Source organism: Streptomyces sp. NPDC012794, assembly GCF_042901085.1.
Taxonomy (GTDB): domain Bacteria; phylum Actinomycetota; class Actinomycetes; order Streptomycetales; family Streptomycetaceae; genus Streptomyces.
The window spans coordinates 37,396-63,036 of the sequence record NZ_JBIBCI010000019.1 but is presented as its reverse complement, the minus strand read 5'-3'; the positions used below and the strand labels follow the sequence as shown (position 1 = coordinate 63,036).

Sequence of the window (25,641 nt, the reverse complement as noted above, 5' to 3'; positions counted from 1 at the left end):
CGGTGGCGGCAACATGGCGTTGACGTGGGGCGCCGCGAATCCTACTGTCAGCCATAGGATTCTTTCGACGGAGCGGGAGCAGCCCATGAGTGAGCAGGCCAGGAAGACGGCGGAGGCGCTGGAGTACCTCACCGGCTTCGGCAACGAGCACAGCTCGGAGGCCGTCCCCGGCGCACTCCCGCTCGGCCGGAACTCCCCCCAGCGCGCGGCCCTCGGCCTCTACGCCGAGCAGCTGAGCGGCAGCGCCTTCACCGAGCCGCGCCGCCGCAACCGCCGTTCGTGGCTCTACCGGATCCGCCCCTCCGCCGCGCACCCGGCGTTCACCCGCGTGGACAACGGCGCCGTGCGCACCGCGCCCTTCACCGACGCCGTCCCGGACCCCAACCGGCTGCGCTGGAACCCGCTGCCCGACCCGGCCGCCGGCACCGACTTCGTGGCCGGCCTGTGGACCCTGGGCGGCAACGGCGACGCCACCCAGCGCACCGGCATGGCCGTGCACCTGTACTCCGCCAACGCCTCCATGACCGACCGGGTCTTCAGCGACTCGGACGGCGAGCTGCTGATCGTCCCCGAGCGCGGCGGCCTGCTGCTGCGGACGGAGTTCGGCCTGCTGAGCGCCCGCCCCGGCGAGGTGGCACTGATCCCGCGCGGCGTCCGCTTCCGCGTCGAGCTGCTGGACGGCGACGCCCGCGGCTACGTGTGCGAGAACTACGGGCAGCCCTTCGAGCTCCCGGACCTGGGGCCGATCGGCGCCAACGGCCTGGCCGCCGCCCGGGACTTCCGGGCCCCGGTCGCCGCGTACGAGGACAGCGAGCGCCCGACCGAGGTCGTCAACAAGTTCTGCGGCAACCTCTGGGCCGCGACGTACGACCACTCCCCGCTCGACGTGGTGGCCTGGCACGGCACGCACGTCCCGTACGTCTACGACCTGCGCCGCTTCAACGTGATCGGGTCCATCAGCTACGACCACCCCGACCCGTCGATCTTCACCGTGCTGACCTCGCCCTCCGACACGCCGGGCCTGGCGGGCGTGGACTTCGTGGTGTTCGCCCCGCGCTGGCTGGTCGGCGAGGACACCTTCCGCCCGCCGTACTTCCACCGCAACGTGATGAGCGAGTACATGGGCCTGATCGAGGGCGCCTACGACGCCAAGGCCGAAGGGTTCGTGCCGGGCGGCGGCTCGCTGCACAACATGATGTCCGCGCACGGCCCGGACCGGGAGACGTTCGACAAGGCCAGCGCCGCCGAGCTGAAGCCGCAGAAGATCGACGACGGCCTGGCCTTCATGTTCGAGACCCGCTGGCCGATCACCGCGACCCCGCAGGCCGCGGGGGCGGAGCACCTCCAGCGCGGATACGACGGCGTATGGGAGGGTCTCCAGCGGCACTTCCGTGCCTAACATGCACCTGCCCCGCCCTCCGCACCGCCCCGGCGGCCGAGGACAGCCAGCCCCTACGGAGAACCACCCGTGACCGCCTTCGCCCCCGACTCCCTGGTGCTGAACCGGAAGCTGCCGCTCTGGTACCAGGTGTCCCAGTCCCTGCGCGCGTCGATACTGGGGCGCACGCCGGACGCCTCGCTGCGGCTGCCGACCGAGGAGCGGCTCGCCGAGCACTACGGGGTGAGCGTGCTGACCATGCGCCAGGCGCTCAAGGAGCTGGAGGGCGAGGGCCTCATCAGCCGGCACCGGCGGCGCGGCACCTTCATCGAGCCGGGTGCGATGCGCGGCGCCCCGGTGCGGCTGCTCGGCTCGGTGGACGCGATCGTGGCCCAGCAGTCGGGGGACCGGACGACGGTGCTCGGCCACGAGCGCACGCCGGTGTCCGGGGAGCTGCTGGAGCACTTCCCGGACACGCCGGAGGTGGTCACGTACCGCAGGCTCCGGCGTGACGGTGAGAGCGGGGAGCCCACGAACTGGGTGGAGAACGCGGTGCGCCCCGAGCTGGCCGGGGCCGTGGACCTGGCGGACCTGGAGCGCTGGCCGATGACCAAGGTGCTGCGCGACGTGGTCGGCGTACGGATCAGCCGGATCACGGACACCGTCGAGGCGCGGCTCGCCGACCCGGTGACGGCCGAGCTGCTGGAGGTCCCGCTGCTGAGCCCGATCCTGCACTGCACGGGCGTGAGCTACGACGAGGACGGGCGGGTCGTCGACGTGGCCCGGATCCGGTACCGGGGTGACCGGTTCTCCTTCACGGTGACGGTCGAGGCACCCTGACGGACGGCGTGCCGACGCCGCCGGCCCCGGGATTCCGGGCCCGGCGCCCCCGGAGCCGGCGGTGCGGCACGGCCGTCACTTGTCGTCCTGCTCGTCCGCGGTGCGCTCGCCCTCCGCCTGGGAGGGCGTGGTGCGCGTCGTCTGCGGGTGCCGCTGGGTCTTCTCCCGCTCGTCCATGTCCTCGTCGAGCCGCTCGCCCTCGGCCTGCGAGGGCGTCGAGTACTCGTCGTACATGCTCATGGCCGGCTCCTCCGTGCCGCCGCGCCCACGGCCCGTGCCGTGCCCGGGCCGCGAGGTGCGAGCCGCATATCACATACGTGGGCGGATGCGTACACAAGGAGCGTAACGCTTCGGCCGGGACACGGCCCGGCCCCCGCGGCCCGTCGCTACCATCTGCCGGGTGAGCGCTGACGTACCGCTGCTGGACGATCTGATGCCCTGGGCCGTGGGGGGCCTGCGCCTGGGCCGGGACTGGGTGGCGGCACCCGATCCCGGCACGCTCCGCGCCCGCTGGACGGCCCTGACCGGCGCCGAAGGGGCGGAGCGGGAGCGGCTCTTCCGCCCGAGCCGGACCCGTACGCCGTCCGCCGGGGCGGCGGCCCTGCCCGGGCAGCGCTCGGCCACCTCCCGCTTCGCCGAGGCGCCCGGCCCCTTCCCCGATCCGGTACGGGTGCTCCGCGCGCCCTTCGACGAGCAGTGGCTGCTGCCCGACCAGCGGCTCATCGACTCCGCGCGCCCCGAGCTCTGGCGGGTCCGGGACGCCCGCCAGGTGTTCCTGCTGGAGGCCCCGGGGCTGCTGGCCACCGCGCACCTCCCGGCGGGCCGGCTCGGCCGGATCCGCCCGCTGCACCGGCGCCCAGGCGGGGCCGAGCCGAACCTCGCGCCGGGTCTGCTGCCCCTGCTGGGCGGGCGCCTCGGCGGCCGGGTCGCGGCGGAGGACGTGCTGTGCTGGATCCTGGCCGCGGGCCGGCCGGGCCCCCGGGGGTACGAGGTCCCGCTCGCGGCCGACCCGGAGCACTGGCGGGCCGGCCTGGAGCTGGGCCGGCGGCTGCTGTCCGTCCAGCTGCGCGGGGCGCGCGGCGGGGAGCCGCCCCGGCTGCCCGGCGGGCGGCGGCCCTATGTCCGGGCGGCGGTCACGGGGTGGCCGGCGGGGCTCGGCCACGACCCGGAGACCGAGGCTCTGACGCTGGGCGACGGGGTCGTTTCCCCCGTCCCGGCGGGGGCCTGGGAGTACGAGGTCCAGGGCGTCCGGGTGCTCGAGGCGTGGTTCGCCGCCCGCTGCGCGCACCGGGATCCGCGGGCGCGGGGGCTGGAGGGGCTGGGGCCGGCCGAGTGGCCGCGGACCTGGACCTCGGAGCTGCTCGCCCTGGTGACGACCCTGGCGCTGCTGGCGGATCTGGCGCCGGAGCGGGAGGCGTTCACGCCCGGGCCGCCGCTGCCGGCCGCGGAGCTGGAGGCCGCCGGGGTCCTGCCGCCGCCACGCTGGGCCCGGCGCCCGGCTTCGGTGCTGGACCACCAGGAGGAGGGGCCGGGCGGGCAGTTCGCGCTGCTGTGACCGGGCGGGCACGGTGCCGGCCGGGGCGGGGCGTCCGCTCGGCCGGGGCCGGGGCAGGGGGCCGGGCATCCGCTCGGCCGGGGCCGGGGCAACATGACGGGCGTCGTAGGCGGCCGGCACCCGCGGCGCCCGCCTGCGAGTCCCCCCGGGGCAGCCCGCCGCACGCCGGGCACCTGCCGCGCGGCGACTCTCCCGCCCTCGCAGGAGCCGCGTCCGCCATGGCCGCGCCCGCTCACGCCGACAACGACTCCGACTTCGGCGGCGGCGTCCACGCCGCCGACAACCGGAACTTCACCGCTGCCGCCGTCTGTCTCCAGGAAGCAGCCGTCGTGCCCGCGCTGGGCGACTGTACCGGCGACCACGCCGACAACTGCCCCAACGGCAACGTCATCGACCACTCCGGCCGTTAGCCGTCACATCCACGGGTCGCCGCTCGTTCGCGGCCGCCGGGCTCCGGAAGACACCGAGGCCGGGAGCGCGGCGGCCCGCCGGGCGCCGCCCGCCCTCAGCCGGTCGGGGCAGGGAAGGAGAAGCCCAGGCCCGTCAGGGCGTGTCCCACGCCGTCAGGAGCCGGGACACCGTGCGGTCGAACACCTCCGTCATGTCCGTCCCGGCGGCGGTCACCGGCGTGCCCTCGGTGAGGGCCGCCGCGAGCCGGGGGTACTCCCCGGTCGCCAGCCGCGAGCCGAGCCAGGCCGCGCGTGCGCCCGCCTCGGCGGCCTCGCTCCAGGGCAGTGAGCGGGCCCGTTCGGCCAGGGCCAGCTCCCCCGCCACGAAGGTGGCCACCGAGCCGTTGATGGCCGCGATCAGCTCCAGCTTGTCGCTCCCGGGCACCTCCAGCGGCTCCAGGCAGGCCATGCTGTGCTCCAGGTACCGCAGGGCGTTGGGGCTGAAGCCGTAGACCGGGCTCAGCAGCCGGGGCACCCAGGGATGGCGGCGCATCACGTCCCGGGTCTGGCGGGCCAGGGCGAGCAGGTCGGTCCGCCAGTCGCCGCTCGGCGGGGTGAGGTCGTACTCCCCGCTGACCGCGTCGACCATCAGCTCGTACAGGTCCTCCTTGCGGGGGACGTAGTTGTACAGGGACATCGTCCCGGCGCCGATCCCGGACGCCACCCGCCGCATGGAAACGGCCTCGATCCCCTCCGCGTCGGCGATCCGCACGGCTTCGGCCGCGATCGAGTCGCGGCTGTGCGCGGGCCGGGGTCCGCGGCCGGCCCGTTGCGGGCGGGCCCAGATCACTTCGGGTTCAGCGGGGCTCCGGCCGGCTGCCATCGGTCACATCACCTCGTCGTCGTCTCGGCCCCCATCTTAGTTACGTACGGCGTACGTAGTGCGGTAGGGTGCGCCGCATGACAACTACGTACGCTGTACTGAGTGAGGGTCTGGAGAAGCACTACGGCGAAGTGCGCGCCCTGCGCGGTCTGGACCTGGCCGTGCCGGAGGGCACCGTCTGCGGAGTCCTGGGCCCCAACGGCGCGGGCAAGACCACCGCCGTGCGGATCCTCACCACCCTCACCGCGCCCACCGCCGGCCGCGCCCTGGTCGCGGGCCACGACGTCGCCGCCGACCCGGCCGCCGTACGCCGCGCCATCGGGGCCACCGGCCAGTACGCCTCGGTCGACGGCGACCTGACCGGCCGTGAGAACCTCCGGCTCTTCGCCCGCCTCGCCGGACTGCGGGGGCGGACCGCGCGGGAGCGCGCCGACGAGCTGCTGGAGCGCTTCGCCCTGGGCGAGGCCGCCGACCGGGTGGCCTCGACCTGGTCGGGCGGCATGAGACGGCGCCTGGACCTGGCCGCCGGACTGGTCACCCGCCCCCGGGTGCTGTTCCTCGACGAGCCCACCACCGGCCTGGACCCGGCCGCGCGCGAACAGATCTGGACGGCGGTACGCGACCTCGCCGACGGCGGCACCACCGTGCTGCTGACCACCCAGTACCTGGAGGAGGCCGACCGGCTCGCCGACGGCATCGTCGTCGTGGACCGGGGCCGCGCCGTCGCCACCGGCACCCCGGCCGCCCTCAAGGCCCGGATCGGCGCCTACGCCGAGGTCACCGTCGCCGCGCCCCCCGCCCTCGCGGGCGCGGCCGTGGTCCTCGACCAGCTCACCGGCGGCCGGCCCGCCCTGGACGGGGAGCGGCTCACCGTCGGGGTGACCGTGCTGGACGGCGGCCTCACCCTCCCCCGGATCATCCGGGAGCTCGACGCCGCCGGGATCCCGGTGACCGACGCGAGCCTGCGCCCGCCCACCCTCGACGAGGTGTTCCTGCGCCTCACCCGGACACCCCTCGCCCCTGCGGACGACAAGGAGCGCGCGGCATGACCACCCTGCTCCACGACGGCGGCGCCGTCCTCACCCGCCAGCTCCAGAAGGCCCGGCACGCCCCGGCCCTGCTGATCCTGACCCAGACCATGCCGATCATGATGCTGCTGTTCTTCGGCTACGTGTTCGGCAGCGCGCTCGCCCTGCCCGGCGCGGACTACCGGGAGTTCCTGGTGCCCGGGATGCTCGCCGCGACCGCCGCGAACGGCCTGATGACCGGCATGTTCACCGCCGCGCAGGACGCCCATCGGGGGGTCATGGACCGCTTCCGGACCCTGCCGATGAGCCGGACCGCGGTCCCGCTGGGGCAGACCGCCGCCGACCTGCTGACCACGGCGGTGTCGATGGTGCCGCTGATGCTGGTGGGGCTGGCGATGGGCTGGCGGGTGGAGACCGGGCTGCCGGGCGCGCTGGGGGCGCTCGGGGTGCTGCTGCTGTTCCGCTTCGCCACCGCCTGGGTGGGCACGTACCTCGGGCTGGCGAGCCGCAGCGAGGAGGCCGCGGGCCAGCTGGGCAGCGCCACCTTCGTTCTGCCGATGCTGTCCAGCGCCTACCTGCCGACCGGCGGACTCCCCGGCTGGCTGCGGGCGGTCGCGGAGTGGAACCCGATCAGTGCCGTCGCCACCGCCGTGCGGGAGCTGTGCGGGAACACGGGCGGCGCGGCCGCCGCACCGGACGCGGCCTGGCCGGCCGCACATCCGGTGGCGGCCGCGGTGCTGTGGTCGCTGCTGCTGCTGGTCCTCTTCGTACCTCCGGCCACGCGCCGGTTCGCGCGCGGCCGCGACTGACGGCCGGCCGGGCCGGGGTTCGGGAAGGGCGTCACGGGGGCGGCACGGCGGCAGCCGCCCCGGGCATTACACACGCAACCCGGGCATCGCGCCGCCCTCCCGGGCAGGACACGGTGACAGACCCGGCTTCCACCCGGTAGGCAGACCCCATGACTACCGAACCCCTCCCCCTGGCGGGTCTCACCGTCGTCGCCGTCGAACAGGCCGTCTCGGCCCCCTTCGCCACCCGCCAGCTCGCCGACCTCGGAGCCCGGGTGATCAAGGTCGAGCGGCCCGACGGCGGGGACTTCGCCCGCGCCTACGACACCGCCGCGCAGGGCCTGGCCTCCCACTTCGTATGGGCCAACCGCGGCAAGGAGTCCCTCACGCTGGACCTGAAGGACCCGCGGGGGCTGGAGGTGCTGCACGCCCTGCTCGGCGGCGCGGACGTGTTCGTGCAGAACCTCGCCCACGGGGCCGCCGCCCGGCTGGGGATCGACGCGGCCGCGCTGTGCGCCCGCTACCCGCGCCTGGTCGCCGTGGACATCTCCGGCTACGGCGCCCAGGGCCCGTACGCCCACAAGCGCGCCTACGACATGCTGGTGCAGTGCGAGGCCGGGCTGGTCTCGGTGACCGGCACCCCGGAGCGGCCGGTGAAGGCGGGGATCCCGGCGGCGGACATCGCGGCCGCCATGTACGCCTTCTCGGGGGTGCTCGCCGCCCTGCTGCGCCGTGGGACCACCGGGCGCGGCGGACCCGTGGAGGTGTCGATGCTGGACGCGCTCGCGGAGTGGATGGGACATCCGCTGCACCACACGATGCACGGCGGGGAGCAGCCCGTACGGACGGGCCTCGCGCACGCGGTGATCGCGCCGTACGACGCCTACGCGACGGCCGACGGGGACCGGGTGCTGCTGTCCGTGCAGAACGACCGGGAGTGGCGGCGCCTCGCCGTCCAGGTACTGGACCGGCCGGACCTGGCCGAGGATCCGGCGTACGCGACGAACGCGGCCCGCACCCGGGGACGGGAGAAGACCGACGCGGTGGTGGCCGGGGCACTCGCCGCGCTCGGGGCGGACGAGGCCGTCGCACGGCTGGAGGCGGCCGGGATCGCCTGCGCGCGGCTCAACTCGGTGGAGCGGCTCGCCGCGCACCCGCAGCTCGCGGCACGCGACCGCTGGCGGGAGGTGGGTTCGCCGGCGGGCCCGCTGCGGGCACTGCTGCCGCCGATCGGGCTGCCGGGTGGTGCGGAACCGCGGATGGGGGCGGTTCCCGCGCTCGGCGAACACACCGACGCCTTGCTGCGCGCCCTGGGGATGACGGACGCGCAGATCACGGCACTGCGCCGGGACGGTGTGATCGCCTGAGGCCGGGGTGGCGCCGGGGGTTCCCGGAAAGCACCGGACGCGGGGACGGGGCCGGGGTGCAGCCGGACGGGGGGCCGGCCGCGCGGACGGTCAGGAGCGGCGGCTGCCGAAGAGCGTGCGCCGCAGCCTGCGCAGCGGTGCGAAGAGCGCGACGCGCGCACTCCGGCTCCGCTGGACGTGGGTGTGGTCCCGCGAGGTCAGCTCGCGCATCAGCAGGGTCGCCTCGGCGACCTCGTGGTGCGGGGCGGCGGGTCCGCCCAGCACGGCGAGGTGGCGGTCGAGGCGCGAGCTGACCGCGCTGCTGCCGCAGGTGATGGCAGGCACGCGGGGCGGCCTGCTGCGCATTGCTATCTGTTCCATGTCTCTCCCCACCCGTACGAGGGCACCCGGCCCGGGCAGGGTAACCCTATCGCCCCCGTAAGGCCCGCGGGTATCCCGGTGGTGTGAATTACCCCTGTAATTACGGGCAGTTGACGATTACTCAGTGGAGTCGCCGGTCACTCTCCGTGCAAATGGGGCGACTTGCGGGGCGGTGCTCGGCGATCGGCGACAGTGCCGTCACGGGGGACGCCGCCCGGCCGGTCCTGCGCTAACTTGGAGTGATCACCCGGTGACGCAGGGGGGTTCGCGTGGTGGAGAACAAAAGCGGGGGCGCCGGGCGTGTCATCGCCGGGCGGTACCGGCTGCTCGGCGTACTGGGGCGCGGCGGCATGGGCGTGGTGTGGCGGGCCCGTGACGAGGTGCTGGGCCGCGAGGTCGCCGTCAAGGAGGTGCGCGCTCCCGCCGGGCTGGACGGGGCCGAGGTCGAGCGCGTGTACCGGCGGCTGGAACGGGAGGCCTGGGCCGCCGCCCGCGTCTCGCACCGCGGGGTGGTCATGGTCTACGACGTCGCGAACGAGGAGGGCCGCCCGTGGATCGTGATGGAGCTGGTGCGCGGGCTCTCGCTGGCGGAGGTGCTGGAGGGCGAGGGCCCGATGAGCCCGCAGCGGGCCGCGCACATCGGCGAGCAGGTGCTGGCCGCGCTGCGTTCCGCCCACGACGCCGGGGTGCTGCACCGGGACGTGAAGCCCGCCAACGTGCTGGTCGCCAATGACGGACGGGTGGTGCTGACCGACTTCGGCATCGCCCGGCTGGAGGGCTCCGCATCGCTCACGATGACCGGCGAGGTGGTCGGGTCCCCCGAGTTCCTGGCGCCGGAGCGGGCGTTGGGGAACGAGCCGGGCCCGGAGTCGGACCTGTGGTCGCTCGGGGTGATGCTCTACGCGGCCGTGGAGGGGGTGTCGCCCTTCCGGAAGGACACCCCGCTGTCCACGCTGCGGGCGGTGGTGGACTCGGAGTTGCCCCCGCCGCGCCGGGCCGGGCCGCTGGAGCCGGTACTGGAGGGGCTGCTGCGCAAGGACCCGGCCGCGCGGCTGCCCGCCGCGGAGGCCGCCCGGATGCTGCGGATCGTCGGTGCGGGCGGGGCCGTACGGGACTCCGGGGGGCCGGCGTCGGGGCCGGGAGCGCCGACAGCCACCGCGCGGGCGGGCCACGGCGCGGGGTACGGGCCGACCCCGCCGATGCCGGTGCCGGTGCCGGTGCGCGGTCCGCGGGAACGGGAGCCGGAACGGGTGCGGGGGCGCGCCGGGGTGGTGCTGACCCTCGGGATCGTGGTGCTGCTGGCGGTGCTGGTCCTGCTGGGGTGGCTGCTGCTGCGGAACACCGGGAGCGGGAAGGGCTCCGGCGCCACCCCCTCGCCCTCGGCCTCGCCCCCGGCGTCCCCCTCGGTCTCCGCCTCCGCGTCGGCCTCCGCGTCCCCGTCCGCCACTGCCGCGCAGGGCGTCACCCTGTACGTCCACACCGTGCGCCCCTCGTACAGCGGGAGCTGTCCGCCGTCCGAGGTGGTCGCGCCCGCCTTCACCGGGACCATCGAGGTGGCCCGGACCCCGGCGGTGGTGGAGTACCGCTGGGTCAGGCGCGAGGGGGGCGGGGCGCCGGCCGACGGCTGGCAGGGCATCACGTACGAGGAGGGCGGGGCGCGCACCCGCCAGCTGAACCACACCGAGCCGGGCGACACGGCCGGCGCGAGCGTCCACGACGCGGTCCGGCTGGAGGTGCGGGCACCGGCCCTGGCGGTGTCGGCCTGGCAGGAGTACGCCCTGACCTGCGAGGAGGAGACCCCGACGGGCGGGGCCTCCTCCCCCGGCTCGCCGGGGCCTTCCGGTTCGCCGGCCGTGACACCCGGCCCGGCGCCGACGCCCACGCCGACGCCGGCTCAGACGCCGACTCCCGCACCGGGTACGGACGCCGGCCCGTAGGCCGCGACCCCTGGGACCCACGGCCTACGGTCGGTGACCCGCGCCCTGCGGACCGGCCGTCAGGGCGTCGGTCCTCAGACGTTGCCCGAGAAGACGGGCAGGTAGCCGCCGGACTGCCCGGCGGCGGTCGGGTGGTACGACTCGCCGATGTTGGTCCAGTTGACGCTGTGCAGCCAGGGGCTGCCGGAGCAGATCTCGTGCCCGGTGAAGGCTCCGACGACCGAGGCGAAGGTGTAGCCGTGGTCGGCGGCGCGTTTGGCGATGGCGGCGTTGAGGTGGTCCGCCGCGCCGTTGATGGCGGTGCGTTCCCCCTCGGTGAGACCCGCGACGCAGGTGCCGTTCAGCTTGTAGAAGCGGGGGTAGCCGAGGACGACGACCCTGGCGGCGGGGGCGCGGCCGCTGATGGCGTTGTAGACCTGGTCGAGCTGGCCGGGGAGGGTGGTGTCGACGTACCGCTTGGCCTCGTTGACCCGGCTGACGCAGGTGGACTCGGATTGCAGGACACAGGTCGTCATCACGTCGGAGAACCCGGCGTCGTTGCCGCCGACGGTGATGCTGACCAGGTCGGTGCCGGAGTTGAGCGGTGCGAGCTGGTTGGCGAGGACGTCACCGGTGCGGGCGCCGGAGCACGCGGTGAAGGAGAAGGTCTGCGGGGAATGGGCGGCGGCCCACAGGGCCGGGTAGGCGCGGGTGGTGCGTTTGCAGCTGCCGCTGGAGCTGTCGTAGTTGCCGGCGCCGACGCCGGAGGAGTACGAGTCGCCGAGGGCGACGTAGCCGAAGTCGGCCTCGGCGGCTGCCGCCTGGCCGGCGCCGAACAGGGCGGCGCCCGCGGCGAGTAACAGGGAGGAGGTCAGGGCAGCGAAACGCGACATTCTCTTGCTCATGTGGGTGCGGCTCCTTGTGGGGGGTTACTCCTGAGTCCGTGGTACTAGGAGCCGGCGCTGTCTGGAAGTGTCCATGCCAAGAATGTTCGGAGTGGGATTCGGGTGGGCGCGTGGCCGGAATCTTCACGCGCGAACGGGTTTGAAAAGGGAACCCGAGCACCCGATCCGGCGAAACACGGGTGCACGGGGACAGTTCGTGCCGGATCATGGGCGCCATGCCAGCAGACCCGCATGACGCGCTGCCGATCCGGCTCCATGTCGACGACAGCGACTCGCCGTCGGACGTCGTCGACGCACTGTTCCTCGGCCGGTTCGCGACCGGCGAGCAGCCGTACGCGCAGAGCGTGACGATCGAGCGGGTGAAGGCGGAAGCCACCCTGCTGCCCCCGCGCGCCACCGTGCTCCGCGCGGCGCGCGACACCGACCGCAGCGCCACCCTCGCCGAGGGCGAGGGCTGGACCGTACTGGTCTCCCGCTGGAGCCGGGGTGCCGACGTGACCGTGACGGCGGTCAGCGACGAGCTCGCGCAGAAGGTGCTCGGCGAGGCCACGGAGGGGGCGCGGGACGAGCCCGAACCCCAGCCGGAGAACGTCACGATGGGCTTCTGGTACGTCTCCCCGCGCCGCGGCCCGTACCGCACGACCCGGCAGATCTCCGCGGGCACCTGGGCGGAGGTGCGGCCGAACTACACGGCGCCGGTGGCCACGGCGATGGACCGGCTGATGAAGGTCACCCCGGACGACATCGCGGGCCGGCTGCTCCTGCTCCACGGCCCGCCGGGCACCGGCAAGACCTCGGCGCTGCGCACGCTGGCGCGGTCGTGGCGGGACTGGTGCCAAGTCGACTGCGTACTGGACCCCGAACGGCTGTTCAACGACGTCGGCTACCTCATGGACATCGCCATCGGCGAGGACGAGGGCACGGCCAAGGGCCGGTGGCGGCTGCTGCTGTTGGAGGACTGCGACGAGCTGATCCGCGGCGAGGCCCGGCACACGGCGGGGCAGGCGCTGTCCCGGCTGCTGAACCTGACGGACGGTCTGCTGGGGCAGGGCCGCAACGTCCTGGTCGGCGTCACGACCAACGAGGACCTCGAACGCCTCCACCCGGCCGTGGTCCGCCCGGGGCGGTGCCTGGCCCGCATCGAGGTCGGCCGGCTGACGCACGGGGAGGCGGTCGACTGGCTCGGTACGGACGAGGGCGTCTCCCGCGAGGGCGCCACCCTGGCCGAACTCTTCGCCCTGCGGCGGGGAACGGGCCCCGCCGCCGTACTGCCGGCGCAGCCCTCGTCGGAGGCCGGCCTCTACCTCTGACCCCGCGTGCGGCGGCGGGTCAGGAAGCGCCGTAGCGGGCGCGGAGGGCTTCGGTGGCGGCGGCGAGAGCCTCGGCCTCCGTGAGGCCCAGGCGGTGGGCGCGGTCCGCGAAAGCCTGCGCGGCGGCGGCCGCCTCCCGGGAGGAGCCCTCCGCCGCCGCGACGAACGTCCCGTTGCGGCCCCGCGTCTCGATCACCCCGTCGGACTCCAGCGCCCGGTAGGCCTTCGCGACGGTGTTGGCGGCCAGCCCCAGCTCCTCCGCCAGCCCCCGCACCGTCGGCAGTTTGTAGCCCGCCGGGAGTTCCCCCGACCGGGCCCGGTCGGCGATCTGCGCGCGCAGCTGTTCGTACGGGGCGGCCGAGCCGGCCGAGCCGTCGATCCTGATCCTGAGGTTGGTCGAGGTCACATCGCCGATTGTCCCCCACGCCCGGCGTCCACCGGAAAATTGGCGGGCGTCACGGGCGCTCCGCCCGTAACGTCCGCCCCATGACCATCCACGTCCGTGACATCCGCCCCGACGACGTGCGAGACGCCGAGGCCGTCGTACGGCTCCGCCGCGCGGCCCTGCCCTACCTGATCACCACCGCGGCCGGCGTGGCCCATGAACTGGCGTCCGCCCACCCGGGGAAGCACTGCCGCCTGCTGCTCGCCGAGACCCCGGACGGCCGTCCCGTCGGCACGGCCGAGACCGGCCTCGCGTACGACGGACCGGGCCCGGGGCCGTCGTACGCGAACGTCTACGTCGACCCCGCGCACCAGGGCCTCGGCGCCGGGTCCGCGCTGCTGCGCACGGCCGAGGAGCACCTCGCGGCGCGGGGCGCGGCGGACGTGTACGCCTGGGTGCTGGACGAGCCCGCCCACCGGGGTTTCGCCGAGCGCCGCGGTTACCGCCCCAGCCGCTCCGCGCACTTCCTGCGCCTCGACCTGGCGGCCGGCTCCCTCCCCCCGCTGCCCCGGAAGCTGCCCGCCGGGGTGGAGCTGCGCCCCGGTTCGGCCTTCGCCGCCGACCCCCGCCCGCTGTACGAGGCCGACGTCGAGGCCAGCGCCGACGAGCCGGGCGACGTACCGGCGGACCTGGACGACTACGGGGACTGGCTGGACGGCGTCTGGCGCCAGCCGACCCTGGACCACGAGCTGACGACGGTCGTCCTCGTCGACGGAGCGGTGGCGGCCTTCACCGCCGCGCGGACGGACGGCGCGACCCGCTACTCCTCGGCGATGACCGGCACCCTGCGGGCCTTCCGCGGCCGCGGGCTGGCCAAGCTCGCCAAGACCGACTCGCTGCACCGGGCCAGGGCGGCCGGGTACACCGAGGCCTTCACCGGCAACGACGCCGGGAACGGCCCGATGCTCGCGGTCAACTCCTGGTTCGGGTACGAGATCTGCGCGACCGAGACGCGCCACGCGAAGAAGCTGGGAGCACCTCAGTGAGCACGTCCTGGACCGTGACCCTCACCAAGGCCGGCCGCACCAAGATCAGCTATCCGGCGGCGCAGGTGGCCGACGACGGGGACCGGATCTCGGTGCGCGCCCCCTGGGCGGCCGAGGGGGTGAAGGACTTCGGGTTCGTCCGCTTCGAGCCAGGTGACGTGTTCGTGGAGCACTTCTGGCGGACGCGGTGGTACGCCGTCAAGGAGGTGCGGACCGGGCAGGGCGTCCTCAAGGGCTGGTACTGCGACGTGACGCGCCCGGCCCTGATCCGCGGGGGCGAGATCGTGGTCGAGGACCTGGACCTGGACCTGTGGGTGCCGGCGGACCGGTCGGACGTGCTGCGCCTGGACGAGGACGAGTTCGCGGACAGCGGGCTCACCAGGAGCGACCCGGAGGCGGCGGCCCGGGCCATGCGGGCGCTGGACGCCCTGGAGGAGCAGGCCCGGACCCCGGAGGGCCTGCCGGGGCTCCTCGCCTGACCGCGGCGCGGTCCCCGACCGCCGTTTCCTGAGGGGCTTCTTACCCCTGCCTTAAGCGGATCCTAAGGATCCCTCCCAGCGGCCCGAACCGGGCGGAACCCGTGGTCGGGAGGGCTAGCTTGGCCGGGCCAGGACAGGAAGGGCCGCTGTGCGCCGCCGGGGGGCGGCGCACAGAAGTCCGATTCCGGTTCCTCCTGCGCTCCCCCGCCTCGCGCCCGAAGGAGATCCGCCCATGCCCGCACGCCCTGCCCGCAGCGCCGCCCGTACGACCGCCCGTACCGCCGTCCGTATCGCCGCCGCCGGTCTGGCCCCGCTCGCGGTGGCCGCGTACGCCGCCGTGCCCGCGGCGGCGCACGGTTCGATGACGGACCCGGTCAGCCGGGTGGCGGCGTGCTACGCGGAGGGTCCGGAGGCCCCGAAGTCGGCGGCGTGCAGGGCGGCCGTGGCGGCGGCCGGGCCGCAGGCGTTCTACGACTGGAACGGGGTGAACATCGCCGATGCGGGCGGCCGGAGCAGGTCGCTGATCCCGGACGGGCAGCTGTGCTCGGCGGGCCACGCCAAGTACAAGGGGCTGGACCTGGCGCGGGCGGACTGGCCGGCCACCCCGATGGCGTCCGGAGCGCACACCTTCCGCTACAAGGGGACCGCCCCCCACAGGGGCTCCTTCGAGCTGTACGTGACGAAGGACGGCTACGACCCGTCCAAGCCGCTGAAGTGGTCCGACCTGGAGCCCGCGCCGTTCGCGAAGGCCACCGATCCCGGGATGCAGAACGGCGACTACGTCTTCAGCGGCACGGTGCCGAAGAAGACCGGCCGCCACCTGATCTACAGCGTCTGGCAGCGTTCGGACAGCCCGGAGGCCTTCTACACCTGCTCGGACGTGGTCTTCGGCAAGGACGGCGGCGGCAAGCAAGACCCCGCCCCCGGCACCCGGCCCGGCACCGCCCAGCCCAGCACGCGGCCCAGCGGTTCAGCCGGCACCGGCACCGCCGCCAAGCCGGCCGAGCCGGTCGAGCCGCCCAAGGCGCCGACGGACCGGCAGATCTCCGACGGCGCGGGGAAGTCCACGATCGAGCACCACGGCCACGGCGACAACGACCCGACGACGAACGGCCGGAGCGCCCCGTCCCCGATCGCCGCCTCCCCGGCCGCCGCGGCGCCCGCACCGGCCGGCGGCCCCGGCGGGGGCCTCGCCGAGACCGGTGGCAGCGCCGCGACCCCGGTGATCGCGATCGCCGGGGCCGGGGTGCTGGCCGTCGGTGCGGCCGTGCTGTTCGGTCTGGCCCGCCGTCGGGCGGCCGGGGGCGCCTCCCGGCGGTAGCCGCGAGAGCGCCGGCACGGCCGCCGGCGGGTGCCGGGCGGACCGTCGGCGCCCCGGTCTCAGTCGAAGACCGAGGCGCAGGTGGTCCGTTCGGCGTGGGCGGGGTCGAGGGCGTTGAGCGCCTCGTGCCAGGCGATCCGGTCGGTGAGGCCGATGGTCACGTGCTCCGAGAGGTCCAGTGCGCACAGGTCCTGGAGTACGACGTTGCGTACGTCCGGCCCGTCGAGGAAGGCGCTCCGGTACGGGGTGACCACCTGGTCGTACCGGGTGGCGATGACGGTGTACTTCACACCGGGGACGGTGTCGCCGCCCTCGTTCAGCTTCTGCTGGAAGGCGGAGCCGGCGATCTGGTCGGCGAGCCCGGGGGTGGCGGTGCTGATCAGGTGCTCGGCCCCGGGGAAGTACGGCAGGAGCTGGGTGAGCCCGGACAGGGTGGTGCCGTGGTTGTCGGGGGCGAGACCGACGAGGGCGTTGACCTTGGCGGCGCCGCCGAGGAACTTGAGGTAGTAGCGGGGCATCATGCCGCCCTGGGAGTGGCCGACGAGGTCGGCCTCGGCCGCGCCGGTGGAGGCGAGGACCTTGTCGACGAAGGCGTCGAGCTGGCCGGCGGACTTCTCGATGGGGCCGAGTCCGTTGAAGAAGGGCACGCCGGGCAGCTGGCCGTAGTCGAGGGAGTAGACGCAGTAGCCGCGGTGGACCAGGTAGGGGGCGAAGCCGAGCCAGTTGTCGACGGAGTTCCCGAAGGTGCCGTGGACGAGGACGACGGGGCGGGGATGGGCCGCGGACGGCTTGCAGGACCAGTTGTTCCAGCCGCTGCTGGGGGCGGAAGCGGCCTGGGCCGCGCCGGTGGGGGCGACCAGGGCGGCGGCGGTGAGGGTGAGGACGGCCAGCGGGCGGAGCAGGCGTCTCCAGGGCAGCATCGTGTGACCTCCATGGGGGGACCGCCCAGCGGTGGCGGGGGGCGGGTCAAGGGGAAAGACGTGGGGATTCGTCCCGTGATCCGGATCACAAGGGGGGGCTGCTGTGGCCAAATTACGTTCCAGTAGCGGGACTTGGAAGTTACGTGTCGGTAAAAACTGGTGTGTCGAGCCCTCCTCCAGTACCGCTCAGGAACAATGGGCGCTCCTGACAACGGACTTGAGGTGATCGCGGCCATGCCGAAGACCCCCGGCGCCGGTACCGCCCTGGCCACCCCGCCCGGCCTGGCGGCCGACCCGCTGGTCGCCGCCGTCACGGAGGCCGCCGTACGCGTCCTGGCCCCGGAGGCCGAGCGGACCGCCGTGAGCGGGGTGCCGCACACGCATCTGGACGCGCTCGCCTCCGCCGGCGCGTACGGGCTGGTCGGATACGAACCGGATGCCGCGGCCGGGCCCACGGCCCGTCAGGTGGTCCGGGAGGTGCACGAGGTGCTGGCGGCGGTGGACCCGTCGACCTGGTTCGTGTGGACCCAGCACGTCCCGCTGGCCAAGGCCCTGCACCAGGCGGCCGGTCCGGCGGGGGCCGCCCTGCGCGAGAGCCGGCTGCCGGACCTCGCGCGCGGAAGGGTGCGCGCCACCGCGGGCTTCGCCTTCCTGCGCCATCCGGACCCGCCCGTGACGGCCCGGCGGGTCCCGGGCGGGTGGCGGCTCGACGGACGGATGCCGTGGGTGACGGGGTGGGGCCTGGCCGACACCGTGTTCACCGGCGCCGCCGGCCCGTCCGGCGAGGCGGTGCTCGCCCTGGTCGACCGCACCGACGGCGGTCTGAGCGCCGTCGCGGGAGCCCCGCTGTGGGCGATGGACGGCACCCACACCGCCACCGTCGAGCTGCGCGACGTCCGCGTACCCGACGACCGGGTGGTCGGCCTGCTGCCGAGGGCCGACTGGATCCGGGCCTACGACCTGGAGAACGCCGACGCGCAGCCGGCCGTCTTCGGCCACCTGCGCGCCACCGCCGACTTCCTCCTCCGGTCACCCTCGTACGAGGGGCTGGGCCTGCGCCTCGCCGAGCGCGCCGCCCGGCTGCGCGCCGAGGCCTACGCCCTGCGCGACGAGGTCCCGCGCGGCGAGCGCACCGGGGACCGCCTCACCCTCCGGGCCGCCGTCCTGGACCTGGCCGTACGGGCGGCGGCGACCTGTGTGGCGGTGGCGGGCGGACGGGCGATCCAGTACGGGCACACCGCCGGCCGGCTCTCCCGCGAGGCCCAGTTCCACCTGATCCAGGCCCAGACCACCCCGCTGCGCGCGGAGACGGCCCGGCTGATGCTGGACGGCGTCTGACGGGGCGCGGGACGCGACCGAGGCGGGGCGGACCGTGCCCGGGCCGAAGCGGGCGTTGGCGCGGTCGATGGCGGCCTCCACCGTGAGGCGGGACTCGCGGACCGGGTCCAGCGTGAGCTGGCGGGTCACGCCCTCGGCGCCCGTGAGGTCCTCCGCGCGCAGCACCATGCCGGTCAGCCGGGCCCGTTGCAGGCCGGCCGCGTCCATCAGGCGGTAGGCGAGGGTGCGCAGGTCCTCGTCGTGGGCGGAGGGCTCCGCCAGCCGCCGGGACTTCTCCCACCGGGTGCCGCCCGCGAACTGCAGGGTCAGGGAAAGGGACCGGGCCGCCTGGCGGCGTCCGCGCAGGGTGGCGCCGAGCCGGACCACGAGGCCGAGCAGCGCGGCCCGGGCGTGCGGGCCGTCCAGCTCCTGGCGGGTGAAGCCGGTCCGGACGGCGGCCGAGGAGGGCAGGTCGCGCGGGGTGACCGGGCGCGGGTCGATGCCGCGGGCGCGCTCGGCGGCGAGCCGGCCGGCCCGTTTGCCGAGGATGCGCTCGACGACCCCGGGCGGGACGTGGGTGAGCGCCCCGACGGTGTGCAGCCCGTACCGGCGCAGCACCTCGGCCTGCCGGGGGCCGAGCCCGTGCAGCGCCTCCACCGGGAGGGGGTCCAGGAAGCCGGCCACCGCCTCCTCGGGCACGGCCAGGATCCCGCCCGGTCCCGGGACGCGGGCGGAGGCCATGGCCGCCACCGCCCAGGTGGCGGCGACCCCGATCCGGACGTCCGTGCCCAGCCGGGCCACCGCGCGCAGCCGGATCACCTCCGCGATGCGGGCGGAGTCTGCGCCGAAGTACCGCTGCGCGCCCCGGACCTGGACCAGCGCGGCCCGTGGCGGCAGGGCCTGGACCAGCGGGGAGAACTCGCGCAGCAGCTCCAGCACCTCGCGGTAGCCCTCCCCGGACAGGGCGGGGGCGCAGCGGACGTGGAGGACGCCGGCGGTGGCGCCCGTGCCGGTCATCCCGCGCTCCCCGGGCTGGAGTGCCACAGCTTGCGGCCCGTCGCGGCGCGGTCCCCGGGCGGCTGGAGGTCGGCCCAGGGGTTCATCTCGTAGCCGGTCGGGAGGTGGATGCGGCGGGTGGTTCCCCCAGTGCCCGCGCCGCCCCCCGCGGCCAGGGGTTCGGCGAGCCGGGCGGTGACCGCCTCCAGGCCGCTGCGGCCGCGCAGTTCCACCAGCTCGGCGAGGTCCCACGCGGCGGCGCCGACCACGCTCAGGCTCTGCGGGCCGCGCCGTTGCACGACTCCCCGTACGAGCAGCAGGAAGGAGTGGAAGACGGTGTGCGCGCAAGCCTCCTGGCTGTCGTCGAAGAAGGCCAGGTCGACCAGGCCGGTGCCGTCGTCGAGGGTGGTGAAGATGACGCGGCGGCCGGAGCGGACCGGCGGCGTCTGGGTGGCCGCCTTGGCGCCCGCGACCAGTACGGTCCGCCCGTGCCCGGTGTCCCTCAGCCGGGCGGCCGGGGTCACGCCCAGCTCGGCGAGGAAGGCGTGGTGGTCGCCCATCAGGTGGCGGGAGGTGTCCATGCCGAGGACGCCCAGCTCGGCGCTGAGCCGCTCGGCGTCGGTCAGGTCGGGCAGCCCGACGGAGGCGGTGGACCGGCCGCCGCCGAGGGGCAGTTGGGCCGCGCCGCGGATTCCGCCCCGGGCTCCCGCGGCACGCTGGGCGCCGTGCAGTTCCGTCAGGTGCAGCAGCAGGTCACGGCGGTTGCTGCCGAACGCGTCCAACGCCCCGACCTGCGCCAGCCGTTCGGCGACCGGGCGGCCGGGGTGGGCGCGGTCCCAGAAGTCGCGCAGGGAGGCGTACGGCTGTCCGGCCTCGATCCGGCGGGCCTCGGCCTCGCTGATGCCGTGGACGTCGGCCAGGGCGAGCCGCAGCCCCCATCGCTCCCGCTCCGGCCGGCCTGGGTCATCGGACACCAGTTCGATGCGGTGGGCGACCGCCGAGCGGTTCACGTCCAGTGGCAGCACCGGCACGCCCCGCCGCCGGGCGTCCGCCAGCAGCAGCCGCTTCGGGTACATCCCGGGGTCGTGGGTGAGCAGCCCGGCGTAGAAGGCCGCCGGGTGGTGGGCCTTCAGCCAGGCCGACTGGTAGGTGGGCACGGCGAAGGCCACGGCGTGCGCCTTGCAGAAGCCGTAACTGCCGAAGGCCTCGACGATCTCCCAGGTCCGGGCGATCACCTCGGGCGGGTAGCCCCGCCCGGCGGCCGCCGCCGCGAACCAGGCCTTGATCCGGCCCTGGGAGTCCGGGTCGGAGAGCCCGCGCCGCACCCGGTCGGCCTCGTCCCGCCCGCAGCCGGTCATGACGTGCACGATCTCGATGACCTGCTCGTGGAAGACCACCACCCCGTACGTCTCGCGCAGCGCGTCGGCCAGGTCCGGGTGCGGGAAGCGGACCGGGGCCCGCCCGTGCCGGGCCTCGATGAAGGGCCGCACCATGTCGGCGGCGACCGGGCCGGGCCGGAAGAGGGAGATGTCGACGACCAGGTCGTGGAAGGCGGCCGGCTGGAGCCGGCCCACCAGGTCGCGCTGTCCGGGGGACTCGATCTGGAAGCAGCCCAGCGTCTCGGCGGAGCGGATCAGTTCGTACGTCGGCCCGTCGCCCGGGGGCACCTGCGCGGGGTCGTCGAGGTCGAGGTCGAGGCCCGTCGCCCGCCGCAGCTCCGTGACCGCGTGCGCCATCGCGGACTGCATGCGCACGCCCAGCACGTCGAGTTTGAGCAGCCCGAGGCCCTCCACGTCGTCCTTGTCGAACGGGGACATGGGGAAGCCCTCGCCGCTGGTGGGCACCACCGGGGTACGGGCGAGCAGCGAGGCGTCGGAGAGCAGCACCCCGCACGGGTGCATGGCGATCCCGCGCGGCAGCGCGTCCAGCGCCTCGACGAGGTCCCACAGCCGCCCGTGCTCCTCCTCCCGCACCTCGCGCAGTTCGGGCAGTTCGGCCAGGGCGGCCCGGGCGTCGCGGGCCCGGATGTGCGGGAAGGCCTTGGCGAGCCGGTCGACGGCGGCCGGGTCCATGGACAGGGCGGCGCCGACGTCGCGGATGGCGTGGCGGACCCGGTAGGTCTCGGGCATGGCGACGGTGGCGACGCGCTCGGCGCCGAAGCGGCCGATGATCCGGCGGTAGACCTCCAGCCGGCGGGCGGACTCCACGTCGATGTCGATGTCGGGCAGCACCCGCCGGCGCTTGGACAGGAAGCGCTCCATCAGCAGCCCGTGCTCGACGGGGTCGGCGTGCGCGATGCCGAGGAGGTGGTTGACGAGGGAACCCGCGCCGGAGCCGCGGGCGGCCACCCGGATGCCCATGTCGCGCACGTCGTCCACGACCTGGGCGACCGTCAGGAAGTACGAGGCGTAGCCGTGGTGGGCGATGATGTCGAGCTCCTCCTCCATCCGGTCCCAGTACTCCCGCCGGCCGGCGTAGCCGCGCAGCACCATGCCGGCCGAGGCGCGGGAGGCGAGCACCCGCTGGGCGGTGCGGTGGGCGGCGCCGACGAGGCGGGCCTCGGGGAAGTGCACGGAGCCGATGCCGAGGTCGTCCTCGGGGTCCACGGAGCAGGACTCGGCGGTCTCCCGGGTCCGGGCGAGCAGCCGGCGGGCGTCGGCGGGGCGCAGCCCGGCCGCCTCGGCGATCCGTTCGGCGGTCACGGCCATGGCGGCGGGGTCCTTGAGCCACCGCTCGCCGCTGTCGAGGGTGGTGCGGGGGCCGAGGGGGACGAGCCGGCGGGCCGCGTCGAGGACGTCCGCGACGGGGCCCTGGCCCGGGTCGGCGTACCGGACGGCGTTGGTCAGTACGGCCGTGACGCCCTGCTCGGCGGCGAAGCCGACGGTACGGGCGGCCAGGCGCAGCGAGCCGGGGCCGGTGCCGGTGCGGCCGTGGTGGACGGCCTCCAGGCGCAGGGCGTCGCCGTAGACCTCCCGCCACGGCGCGAGCAGCCGCGCGGCCCGGTCGGGGCGTCCGGCGGCGAGCGCCCGGCCCACCTCGGAGCCGGGTCCGAGCAGTGCGAACACCCCGTCGCCGCGCAGGGCCTCCCAGGGCAGGAGGGGCTGCGCCCGGCCGGCCGGGGCGGGCAGGGCCAGGCCGGAGGCGCCCGCGGCGGCGTCCGGGCCGGCGAGCCCGCCCGCCCCGGAGACGGCGGCGTCCGCGCCGGAACCGGGGCCCGGGCCGACGCCGCCGGCCCCCTCCTCCCGCCCGATCGGGGCGGCGGCATGGGCGGCGGTGACCATCCGGCACAGCTCCGCCCATCCGGCGGCCCCGTCCCGGGCCAGGAAGACCGCGCGCGGGGCGGACTCGTCCACGAAGGCCCCGCCCCTGACGGGCGTACGCCTGCGGTACGAGACCTCCCCGGCGGCACCGGCCGACGGCCCACCAGGCGCCCCCGCGGGGGACACGGCCAGGTCCACCCCGAACAGCGGGCGGATCCCGGCCCCGGCGGCCGCCTTCGCGAACCGCACCGCGCCCGCGAGGGTGTCGCGGTCGGTGAGGGCGAGGGCGTCCATGCCGCGCTCGACGGCGCGTTCCGCCAACCGCTCCGGGTGCGAAGCTCCGTACCGCATGGAGAACCCCGAAACGGTGTGCAGATGCGTGAACCCGGGCACCCGCGGCCTCCTGCTTCGCTCGACCTTCGACCTCCCCCTTCTCCACCATAGAGCAATTCGAATATCCGTGCGAAACAGTTGTTCGATCATCCATTCGGGCCGCCCCTGCTGCGCGGGACCCCGCGCGCGCCCAGCGTGGGAGCCATGACCCAGCCCGCCAAGAGCAGCCCCGAAGGACCGTCCGCCGGTTTCCTCGCCGAGATCAAGGACGCCGTGAGCGTCCGGGCAGCCCTGCTGGTCGTGGGGGTGCTGGCCCTCCAGCTGGCCTTCATCACCTCGTACATCGGGGCCTTCCACCACCCGCGGCCCAGCCGGATCCCGATCGCGGTGGCCGCCCCCGCCGGACCGGTCGCCGAGCAGACCGCGAAGCGGCTCGACGCCCTGCCCGGCGGGCCGCTCGACCCCCGCGCCGTCAAGGACGAGGCGACGGCGCTCGCCCAGATCCGCAACCGGGACGTGGACGGCGCGCTGGTCGTCGACCCGTCCGGCACCACCGACCGGCTGCTGGTCGCGAGCGGCTCCGGGGCCTCGCTCTCCCAGGCCCTGGAGGAGATCGTCGGCCGGGCCGAGAAGGCCCGGGGCCGCACCCTCCGGGTCGTCGACGTGGCCCCCGCCGACCGGGGCGACAGCCGCGGCCTGAGCTCCTTCTACCTCGTCGTCGGCTGGTGCGTGGGCGGCTACCTGTGCGCCGCGATCCTCGCGATCAGCGCCGGCGCCCGGCCCGCCAACCTCCACCGCGCGGTCATCCGGCTCGGGGCGCTGCTCCTGTACTCGGTCACCGCCGGGCTGCTCGGCGCCGTGATCGCGGGCCCGGTGCTGGGCGCCCTGCCCGGCTCGGTCCCGGCCCTGTGGGGACTGGGCACCCTGGTCGTCCTCGCGGTCGGCGCGCTCACCCTGGCCTTCCAGGGAGTGGCGGGCGTGGTCGGCATCGGCCTGGCCATCCTGGTGGTCGTGGTCCTCGGCAACCCGAGCGCGGGCGGCGCCTACCCGTATCCGCTGCTGCCGCCGTTCTGGCGGGACATCGGCCCGGCCCTGCCGCCGGGCGCCGGTACGTACGCCGCGCGCTCCATCGCGTACTTCAAGGGCAACGGCGCGGCCGCCCCCATGCTGGTGCTGGCCGCGTGGGCGGTGGCCGGCTCCGTGATCACCATGGCCTGCGCGGTCACGCGCCGCGGCCGCCCGGGAGCGGCGGTGGGCAGCGGCCTCTCCGACGACGCCCCGTCCGTCCCCCGCTTCGCCGGCGGGGCGGCGGAGCCCGCCGAGCGCCCCCGGCCGTGACCGCCTCGCCCTCACCGCTGACGCCGCCGCGAGCCCTCCCCGGCGGCTCGCACGGGAATTCCCCTCCGAGTGCGCCCTACCGCACTCCCCCACCGGGGAGCACAATCGGCCTGACCACCCGCGTCGGACGTGAGGGAGGGAGCGCGTGCGCAAAGTGGTGCGCACCGCGGACGGCCGCGCCCTGATGGCGGAACGCTGGGGCGACCCGGACGGCAAGCCCGTCCTCCTGCTCCACGGGATGCCCGGCAGCAGGCTCGGCCCGGCGCCCCGCGGCATGGTGCTCTACCAGCGGCGGATGCAGCTCATCGCCTACGACCGGCCCGGCTACGGCGGCTCCGAACGGCACCCGGGCCGCAGCGTCGCCGACGTGGCCGAGGACGTGGCCGCCATCGCCGACGCCTTCGGGCTGGACACCTTCGCGGTGGCCGGCCGTTCGGGCGGCGCTCCCGGCGCCCTGGCCTGCGCCGCCCTGCTGCCGGACCGCGTCACGCGGACCGCCGCCCTGGTCCCGATCGCCCCCAGGGACGCGGAGGACCTGGACTGGTTCGCCGGGATGGCCGCCTCGAACGTACGCGAGTACACCACCGCCACCGACGACCCCGAGGAGCTGGCGGCCCGGCTGATCCCGCGCGCCGCCGGTATCGCCAGGGACCCCGGCCGGCTCCTGGACGAACTGCGCCGGGAGCTGACCGCCAGCGACCGCGTGATCGTCTCGGACGCCGGCCTGCGGTCGATGCTGCTGCGCAACTACCGGGAAGGAGTGCGCACTTCGGCGTACGGCTGGATCGACGACATCCTCGCCTTCAGCAGCCCCTGGGGCTTCGACCCTGCCGGCATCCGCTGCCCCGTACTGCTCTGGCACGGGGAGCTCGACGTCTTCTCCCCCGTGGGCCACTCCCGCTGGCTGGCCCGCCGCATCCCCGGCGCCACCACCGCCATCGACCCCTCCGCCGCCCACTTCGCGGCCCTGCGCGCGCTGCCCGGCGTACTCAACTGGCTGCTGCGCGAGCCCCTGGGAGAACAGCAGCCCGCCTAGGCCGTCTCTTCCGGATCTTGCTCCCCCAGCTACCGCTGGGAGGTGCCCCCAGACCCGCGACGCCTGGCAAGACCCGAAAGAGACGACCTAAGCCGTCCCGCCCGGGGGACCGGCTTGCGGCTTGCGGCAAACGGCCGAATGCGGTCCTCGATAAATGCACCACCCTTTCTATAGAACGCTTGGCCAGGCGTCATGCCTCGGTTGCCAATGGGGTATGGGCGAGTAAAGTCCACGCTTGACGCCCGGCAACGCGCCGGTGTCTTTCCGCCCATTTTAGATGGCCTCCCCGAGGACGGTGTCGTGAACACTTCCGCAACCCCCCCGACCAGCGCGGTCAAGGACCGTCGCGTCCCGCTCGCGAAGATCGACGTCCGCGCCGCTTCCGCCGCCGCGGCGCTCGAGCGGGTGCTTCCCTCGGAATCCGGTCGTCGCGTTCAGGCACCGATCTTCAACTCCGCGCTCTGACCACGAGTTGAGCTCTAGACTGGTGG

At 75.1% G+C, this 25,641-nt stretch carries 23 protein-coding genes; 15 read left to right on the top strand and 8 right to left on the bottom strand.

All coding sequences use genetic code 11. The features are described 5' to 3' along the window. Positions 1-85: 85 nt before the first annotated feature. Together hmgA and ACFY7H_RS28165 are read left to right on the top strand one after the other, a co-directional pair. On the top strand, positions 86-1,399 hold the full coding sequence (gene hmgA / locus ACFY7H_RS28170) for a homogentisate 1,2-dioxygenase (RefSeq protein ID WP_388943455.1): 1,314 nt from the start codon (positions 86-88) through the stop codon (positions 1,397-1,399). A gap of 69 nt (positions 1,400-1,468) precedes the next feature. Further along, positions 1,469-2,218 carry a GntR family transcriptional regulator gene (locus ACFY7H_RS28165; protein WP_388943452.1) on the top strand — a complete coding sequence of 250 codons (750 nt, stop codon included), beginning with the start codon at positions 1,469-1,471 and terminating at the stop codon, positions 2,216-2,218. A gap of 75 nt (positions 2,219-2,293) precedes the next feature. On the opposite strand, the gene ACFY7H_RS28160 is transcribed toward ACFY7H_RS28165, so the two are convergent. Next, complete coding sequence (locus ACFY7H_RS28160; protein WP_388943450.1) at positions 2,294-2,458, bottom strand: hypothetical protein; 165 nt, start codon at positions 2,456-2,458, stop codon at positions 2,294-2,296. Positions 2,459-2,651: 193 nt separating this feature from the next. Here ACFY7H_RS28160 and ACFY7H_RS28155 point away from each other — a divergent pair, with 193 nt between their 5' ends. Both ACFY7H_RS28155 and ACFY7H_RS28150 read left to right on the top strand, forming a co-directional pair. Then, positions 2,652-3,773 carry a type ISP restriction/modification enzyme gene (locus ACFY7H_RS28155; protein WP_388943603.1) on the top strand — a complete coding sequence of 374 codons (1,122 nt, stop codon included), beginning with the start codon at positions 2,652-2,654 and terminating at the stop codon, positions 3,771-3,773. Positions 3,774-3,991: 218 nt separating this feature from the next. Beyond that, the gene (locus ACFY7H_RS28150) at positions 3,992-4,183 is read left to right on the top strand and encodes a hypothetical protein (RefSeq protein ID WP_388943447.1); all 192 of its coding nucleotides are present in this window, start codon (positions 3,992-3,994) and stop codon (positions 4,181-4,183) included. Between the two features lie 133 nt (positions 4,184-4,316). Here ACFY7H_RS28150 and ACFY7H_RS28145 read toward each other — a convergent pair whose 3' ends face one another. After that, entirely contained in the window at positions 4,317-5,045 is a 729-nt protein-coding gene (locus tag ACFY7H_RS28145) for a TetR/AcrR family transcriptional regulator (RefSeq protein WP_388943444.1), read from the bottom strand. A 77-nt stretch (positions 5,046-5,122) separates the two neighbouring features. Here ACFY7H_RS28145 and ACFY7H_RS28140 point away from each other — a divergent pair, with 77 nt between their 5' ends. From ACFY7H_RS28140 to ACFY7H_RS28130, 3 genes are all read left to right on the top strand, one after another. Then, a complete protein-coding gene (locus tag ACFY7H_RS28140; RefSeq protein WP_388943441.1) occupies positions 5,123-6,094 on the top strand; it encodes an ATP-binding cassette domain-containing protein in 972 nt (323 codons plus the stop codon). After that, positions 6,091-6,882: an ABC transporter permease gene (locus ACFY7H_RS28135; protein WP_388943439.1), complete on the top strand. Its 792-nt coding sequence runs from the start codon at positions 6,091-6,093 to the stop codon at positions 6,880-6,882. Before ACFY7H_RS28140 ends, ACFY7H_RS28135 begins: the two co-directional genes overlap by 4 nt. Before the next feature lie 149 nt (positions 6,883-7,031). Further along, positions 7,032-8,228 carry a CaiB/BaiF CoA transferase family protein gene (locus ACFY7H_RS28130; RefSeq protein ID WP_388943437.1) on the top strand — a complete coding sequence of 399 codons (1,197 nt, stop codon included), beginning with the start codon at positions 7,032-7,034 and terminating at the stop codon, positions 8,226-8,228. 90 nt (positions 8,229-8,318) lie between these two features. Here the strand turns inward: ACFY7H_RS28130 and ACFY7H_RS28125 are convergent, their stop codons facing one another. Next, positions 8,319-8,588, bottom strand: coding sequence for a hypothetical protein (locus tag ACFY7H_RS28125; RefSeq protein ID WP_351885882.1), 270 nt, complete (start codon positions 8,586-8,588; stop codon positions 8,319-8,321). A gap of 350 nt (positions 8,589-8,938) precedes the next feature. Between ACFY7H_RS28125 and ACFY7H_RS28120 the strand changes: the two genes are divergently transcribed. Then, positions 8,939-10,525, top strand: coding sequence for a serine/threonine-protein kinase (locus ACFY7H_RS28120; protein ID WP_388943600.1), 1,587 nt, complete (start codon positions 8,939-8,941; stop codon positions 10,523-10,525). 74 nt (positions 10,526-10,599) lie between these two features. On the opposite strand, the gene ACFY7H_RS28115 is transcribed toward ACFY7H_RS28120, so the two are convergent. Beyond that, the gene (locus tag ACFY7H_RS28115; RefSeq protein ID WP_388943432.1) at positions 10,600-11,409 is read right to left on the bottom strand and encodes an SGNH/GDSL hydrolase family protein; all 810 of its coding nucleotides are present in this window, start codon (positions 11,407-11,409) and stop codon (positions 10,600-10,602) included. A 206-nt stretch (positions 11,410-11,615) separates the two neighbouring features. Here ACFY7H_RS28115 and ACFY7H_RS28110 point away from each other — a divergent pair, with 206 nt between their 5' ends. Then, positions 11,616-12,719 carry a DUF5925 domain-containing protein gene (locus ACFY7H_RS28110; protein ID WP_388943430.1) on the top strand — a complete coding sequence of 368 codons (1,104 nt, stop codon included), beginning with the start codon at positions 11,616-11,618 and terminating at the stop codon, positions 12,717-12,719. Between the two features lie 19 nt (positions 12,720-12,738). Here the strand turns inward: ACFY7H_RS28110 and ACFY7H_RS28105 are convergent, their stop codons facing one another. Further along, entirely contained in the window at positions 12,739-13,125 is a 387-nt protein-coding gene (locus ACFY7H_RS28105; RefSeq protein WP_388943427.1) for a GntR family transcriptional regulator, read from the bottom strand. Between the two features lie 80 nt (positions 13,126-13,205). Here ACFY7H_RS28105 and ACFY7H_RS28100 point away from each other — a divergent pair, with 80 nt between their 5' ends. The 3 genes from ACFY7H_RS28100 to ACFY7H_RS28090 all read left to right on the top strand — a co-directional run bounded on the left by ACFY7H_RS28100 (position 13,206) and on the right by ACFY7H_RS28090 (position 15,950). Then, positions 13,206-14,150, top strand: a complete 945-nt coding sequence (locus tag ACFY7H_RS28100) for a GNAT family N-acetyltransferase (RefSeq protein ID WP_388943424.1) — start codon at positions 13,206-13,208, stop codon at positions 14,148-14,150. Next, positions 14,147-14,629: a DUF402 domain-containing protein gene (locus ACFY7H_RS28095; protein WP_388943421.1), complete on the top strand. Its 483-nt coding sequence runs from the start codon at positions 14,147-14,149 to the stop codon at positions 14,627-14,629. The genes ACFY7H_RS28100 and ACFY7H_RS28095 overlap by 4 nt, the downstream gene beginning before the upstream one ends. Before the next feature lie 232 nt (positions 14,630-14,861). Continuing rightward, on the top strand, positions 14,862-15,950 hold the full coding sequence (locus tag ACFY7H_RS28090; protein ID WP_388943418.1) for a lytic polysaccharide monooxygenase: 1,089 nt from the start codon (positions 14,862-14,864) through the stop codon (positions 15,948-15,950). 59 nt (positions 15,951-16,009) lie between these two features. Here ACFY7H_RS28090 and ACFY7H_RS28085 read toward each other — a convergent pair whose 3' ends face one another. The 3 genes from ACFY7H_RS28085 to ACFY7H_RS28075 all read right to left on the bottom strand — a co-directional run bounded on the left by ACFY7H_RS28085 (position 16,010) and on the right by ACFY7H_RS28075 (position 22,836). Then, a complete protein-coding gene (locus ACFY7H_RS28085) occupies positions 16,010-16,870 on the bottom strand; it encodes an esterase/lipase family protein (protein WP_388943415.1) in 861 nt (286 codons plus the stop codon). 1,029 nt (positions 16,871-17,899) lie between these two features. After that, positions 17,900-19,204 (bottom strand): hypothetical protein, encoded by a 1,305-nt coding sequence (locus ACFY7H_RS28080; protein WP_388943413.1) that lies wholly within the window; start codon positions 19,202-19,204, stop codon positions 17,900-17,902. Continuing rightward, on the bottom strand, positions 19,201-22,836 hold the full coding sequence (locus ACFY7H_RS28075) for a DNA polymerase III subunit alpha (RefSeq protein ID WP_388943410.1): 3,636 nt from the start codon (positions 22,834-22,836) through the stop codon (positions 19,201-19,203). Before ACFY7H_RS28075 ends, ACFY7H_RS28080 begins: the two co-directional genes overlap by 4 nt. 144 nt (positions 22,837-22,980) lie before the next feature. On the opposite strand from ACFY7H_RS28075, the gene ACFY7H_RS28070 reads away from it, so the two are divergent. The 3 genes from ACFY7H_RS28070 (at position 22,981) to fxsA (ending at position 25,615) form a co-directional block, all read left to right on the top strand. Then, the gene (locus ACFY7H_RS28070) at positions 22,981-24,114 is read left to right on the top strand and encodes a DUF3533 domain-containing protein (protein WP_388943407.1); all 1,134 of its coding nucleotides are present in this window, start codon (positions 22,981-22,983) and stop codon (positions 24,112-24,114) included. A 184-nt stretch (positions 24,115-24,298) separates the two neighbouring features. Continuing rightward, complete coding sequence (locus ACFY7H_RS28065) at positions 24,299-25,150, top strand: alpha/beta fold hydrolase (protein WP_388943597.1); 852 nt, start codon at positions 24,299-24,301, stop codon at positions 25,148-25,150. 300 nt (positions 25,151-25,450) lie between these two features. Continuing rightward, positions 25,451-25,615, top strand: coding sequence for an FxSxx-COOH cyclophane-containing RiPP peptide (fxsA, locus tag ACFY7H_RS28060; RefSeq protein WP_388943403.1), 165 nt, complete (start codon positions 25,451-25,453; stop codon positions 25,613-25,615). Positions 25,616-25,641: the final 26 nt, after the last annotated feature.

What these genes read in the sequence shown, in the direction of transcription:
- ACFY7H_RS28065 (WP_388943597.1), top strand. Translation starts at nt 24,299, where the DNA reads ATGGCGGAACGCTGGGGCGACCCGGACGGCAAGCCCGTCCTCCTGCTC.
- ACFY7H_RS28125 (WP_351885882.1), bottom strand. Translation starts at nt 8,588, where the DNA reads ATGGAACAGATAGCAATGCGCAGCAGGCCGCCCCGCGTGCCTGCCATC.
- ACFY7H_RS28145 (WP_388943444.1), bottom strand. Translation starts at nt 5,045, where the DNA reads ATGGCAGCCGGCCGGAGCCCCGCTGAACCCGAAGTGATCTGGGCCCGC.
- ACFY7H_RS28115 (WP_388943432.1), bottom strand. Translation starts at nt 11,409, where the DNA reads ATGAGCAAGAGAATGTCGCGTTTCGCTGCCCTGACCTCCTCCCTGTTA.
- ACFY7H_RS28090 (WP_388943418.1), top strand. Translation starts at nt 14,862, where the DNA reads ATGCCCGCACGCCCTGCCCGCAGCGCCGCCCGTACGACCGCCCGTACC.
- hmgA (WP_388943455.1), top strand. Translation starts at nt 86, where the DNA reads ATGAGTGAGCAGGCCAGGAAGACGGCGGAGGCGCTGGAGTACCTCACC.
- ACFY7H_RS28135 (WP_388943439.1), top strand. Translation starts at nt 6,091, where the DNA reads ATGACCACCCTGCTCCACGACGGCGGCGCCGTCCTCACCCGCCAGCTC.
- ACFY7H_RS28140 (WP_388943441.1), top strand. Translation starts at nt 5,123, where the DNA reads ATGACAACTACGTACGCTGTACTGAGTGAGGGTCTGGAGAAGCACTAC.
- ACFY7H_RS28100 (WP_388943424.1), top strand. Translation starts at nt 13,206, where the DNA reads ATGACCATCCACGTCCGTGACATCCGCCCCGACGACGTGCGAGACGCC.
- ACFY7H_RS28130 (WP_388943437.1), top strand. Translation starts at nt 7,032, where the DNA reads ATGACTACCGAACCCCTCCCCCTGGCGGGTCTCACCGTCGTCGCCGTC.
- ACFY7H_RS28085 (WP_388943415.1), bottom strand. Translation starts at nt 16,870, where the DNA reads ATGCTGCCCTGGAGACGCCTGCTCCGCCCGCTGGCCGTCCTCACCCTC.
- ACFY7H_RS28160 (WP_388943450.1), bottom strand. Translation starts at nt 2,458, where the DNA reads ATGAGCATGTACGACGAGTACTCGACGCCCTCGCAGGCCGAGGGCGAG.
- ACFY7H_RS28155 (WP_388943603.1), top strand. Translation starts at nt 2,652, where the DNA reads ATGCCCTGGGCCGTGGGGGGCCTGCGCCTGGGCCGGGACTGGGTGGCG.
- ACFY7H_RS28070 (WP_388943407.1), top strand. Translation starts at nt 22,981, where the DNA reads ATGACCCAGCCCGCCAAGAGCAGCCCCGAAGGACCGTCCGCCGGTTTC.
- ACFY7H_RS28150 (WP_388943447.1), top strand. Translation starts at nt 3,992, where the DNA reads ATGGCCGCGCCCGCTCACGCCGACAACGACTCCGACTTCGGCGGCGGC.
- ACFY7H_RS28120 (WP_388943600.1), top strand. Translation starts at nt 8,939, where the DNA reads ATGGGCGTGGTGTGGCGGGCCCGTGACGAGGTGCTGGGCCGCGAGGTC.
- ACFY7H_RS28110 (WP_388943430.1), top strand. Translation starts at nt 11,616, where the DNA reads ATGGGCGCCATGCCAGCAGACCCGCATGACGCGCTGCCGATCCGGCTC.
- ACFY7H_RS28080 (WP_388943413.1), bottom strand. Translation starts at nt 19,204, where the DNA reads ATGACCGGCACGGGCGCCACCGCCGGCGTCCTCCACGTCCGCTGCGCC.